2 protein-coding genes and 1 pseudogene are annotated in these 2,635 nt (G+C 39.1%); all 3 read right to left on the reverse strand.

Annotated elements, in window-relative coordinates; translation table 11 throughout:
- Positions 1 to 97 precede the first annotated feature (97 nt).
- A pseudogene (locus HMPREF0650_RS02040) lies at positions 98 to 499 on the reverse strand (hypothetical protein); the annotation flags it as partial.
- A gap of 41 nt (positions 500 to 540) precedes the next feature.
- Complete coding sequence (locus HMPREF0650_RS02045) at positions 541 to 1,329, reverse strand: class I SAM-dependent methyltransferase (RefSeq protein WP_004348016.1); 789 nt, start codon at positions 1,327 to 1,329, stop codon at positions 541 to 543.
- Between the two features lie 210 nt (positions 1,330 to 1,539).
- Positions 1,540 to 2,635: transposase family protein (locus HMPREF0650_RS13230; RefSeq protein ID WP_162013118.1), on the reverse strand; the 1,096-nt coding region annotated here is incomplete at its 5' end.

Below are 2,635 nucleotides of genomic sequence, written 5' to 3' on the forward strand. Positions count from 1 at the left end.
ACCGTTGAATGAACTATTTGATAAAACAATTACTAATCAAAATCCGGAAAATGACTGCCAGCTTTCGCTTTGGTGAAATTTAACCGGACAGTAGTGCTTTAAGTTTATAATTACCAGCCGACAATTTGCTCATCTTAAAACTAACATCGTATTTGCAAATGCAATCGGCAAGTGCATCAAGAACATTATGATACACAACAAGGGTAATCTGATCATCTTGATTAACGATGTTCACATAGATATTTCTTACGGCACAGTTGGCTTTCACATCTTCCAGTACACATTGGGCTATGCCATCCTTACTCAGCTCTATGCTTAAAGTTGCTGGTACTGCATCTTTCTCCAAATAGAAATCAGGACGTGTTTCTGTCGCAGAGAGGCTCGACTTGCAAGTAGAATTTGCAACATCATAAACTCTTAATGAATCAAGGACGACGTTCTCTGATGAACATGCAGACAGTCCAATAATGCACAGAAGACTATAAAATATTTTTTTCATAATTACATGGATTTAGTATGTTATCAAATACATTTTCAAAATTATATGCGTTTTAACAGATAAAAACAAGAGGTAGAACAGAAATTTCTGAAAAAGGGTATATGGGAAATGGACCAACAAAGTTTTCGGGGCCGCAATCCAAACTTCTGAAGATAGTGCGGATTAATAAACCATAGCTGTCTACTCTTTATGGATAAGTCTTCGGCTTTTACTACTTGCTCAAATTTTTCAATTGAGCATTTACATTGTTTGATATAAAGGAGTTCCTTTATCGTAGCCTCTTCTTCCCCTGCCAGTCTTTTCAGAATAAAACGGTACAGCGGATTCGGAATAAGATGGAAGAACGGAACTTTAGACCATATCTTATTGCGACATATTTGCTGGTGTCCGCCAAAAGGCATCTGCCATGCAGGAAAAGCCACAAACAGGATGCCATCTTCTTTTAGAAACTTGCGAATATGGCTTAAGAATGCTATCTTGTCGGGCACATGTTCGATAACATCATGCAGGATAGCTATGTCGAACTTATCATCTTCACTTGGAGTCGGACATTCAAGGAAGTCGCCGCTTTCAAAACGCCCATCCAGTTTTTCCTCAGAAAAGAATTGCCGTGCCTGTTCTATTCGTATTTGCGCCATGTCCACACCAAAGACTCGGCAGCCAATATTTGCAAAAGGTTTCAGATTTCCTCCTTCACCACATCCAATTTCCAATATTTTGCTGCATGAGTCTATCGGATGAAACTTCCTGATGTATGGCAGGTAAAAAAGGGAAGAAGTGATGGCTGAATCCTCAAAATATCTTTTCCTGTCCAAGTGTCTCGCTTGCATTGAAGTATCTGTTAATTGGTTGAACAATCTTAAACGGCTCTGCATGTCCGTCAAAATAAAAGATACCAATCCATGCAAATGACTGCTCATTTTTCCAAAATATTTTGGAAAAATGATTTATCTATACAAAAGACGGTGCGTATATGATTACGCACCGTTTTAGTTTTATTCTCTCTAGGGCCCCCTAACGGTAGGGTGTTCAAAATCGCTTTAAAATCCTGCGCATTTTTTACCAATGGTATTAATACGCTTGACCACCAAATTTGGAGAAAGGTTTTCATTCGTCCATTCCTTAATGTGACGGTGTCTACCTTCCTCCAATCTTTCTTTGAAATTGAAATTAACTCGTCTGTCTTTATCAGCCAAATTAAGGCGAAGCGGCATCATCAGAATTATTGGAGTAACTCCTGAAAGTTTATCATCAGACATTCTGTCTTTCACTACTCCAAAGATTGATTCTACCGGATCTGAACTTGCATTCTGCGACTCTCCTTCATTAACGAATGTTAGTTCACGTTCTATATATTCCAAGATGAGTGAGCCGACTTTACTTTGTCGTTCATTTCCAGACATCAGACTTGTTGTTACAAGTTGCTTGCACCGACTGATTGTACCATGAGACCAGCCGTTGTTTTTGATATCCTTCTCTATCTTTGTTATACAATCCATAGTTTCTGTCAGTTCGTCTACAAGAGAGGCGTTTTGTGGAATAAAGGCATAAATGCTCTTTATGTCATTTTGCAGAGTGTGATACAGGTATTGCATACGGCTAATCCAGTCAATCCATTTTGACATATTCATAAAGCGTGCAATGCTACGTTGTGAAGGAGGTTGCACATACGCTATGTCTTGCATGTTGTATTTCAGACGCGCAAGTTGAACTTTGTTGGAAAGTTCTTGAAAATCAGCTTCTTTCTTATATACCCTTTCGAGAAACATGCCAAGCGTGTGGCTTATGTCCAAATGGTGGGCATAACCCGCATCTCTTATTGCCTTACATACCGTGGAGCCATTGTCACTGATAACATATTCTGGCTTGTGTCCTATTTTATCAGCAACCTTCTCCAGAACTTCTTTAATGGTCGTTCCGTTCCAACTTTTTGCAATGGAAATATCAACTATGGTTATGTCTTTTTCCGTAATTGCAGAACCGGCATTAACGGCGGGTATAGCAAGGGTAAGCAGAAGTTTCTCACTGCCTATCATCATGCTTTCATCAACAATCAAAGCATATCGCTTGTCTTTGAATAGACTGCATGACTCCTTATAGACACTAAGTCCCAATTCTTGCGTCCAATATCCAATC

This window comes from Hoylesella buccalis ATCC 35310, assembly GCF_000177075.1.
GTDB classification, from domain to species: domain Bacteria; phylum Bacteroidota; class Bacteroidia; order Bacteroidales; family Bacteroidaceae; genus Prevotella; species Prevotella buccalis.

Coding starts and splice junctions, on each gene's coding strand:
- HMPREF0650_RS02045 (WP_004348016.1), bottom strand. CDS start 1,329: ATGCAAGCGAGACACTTGGACAGGAAAAGATATTTTGAGGATTCAGCC.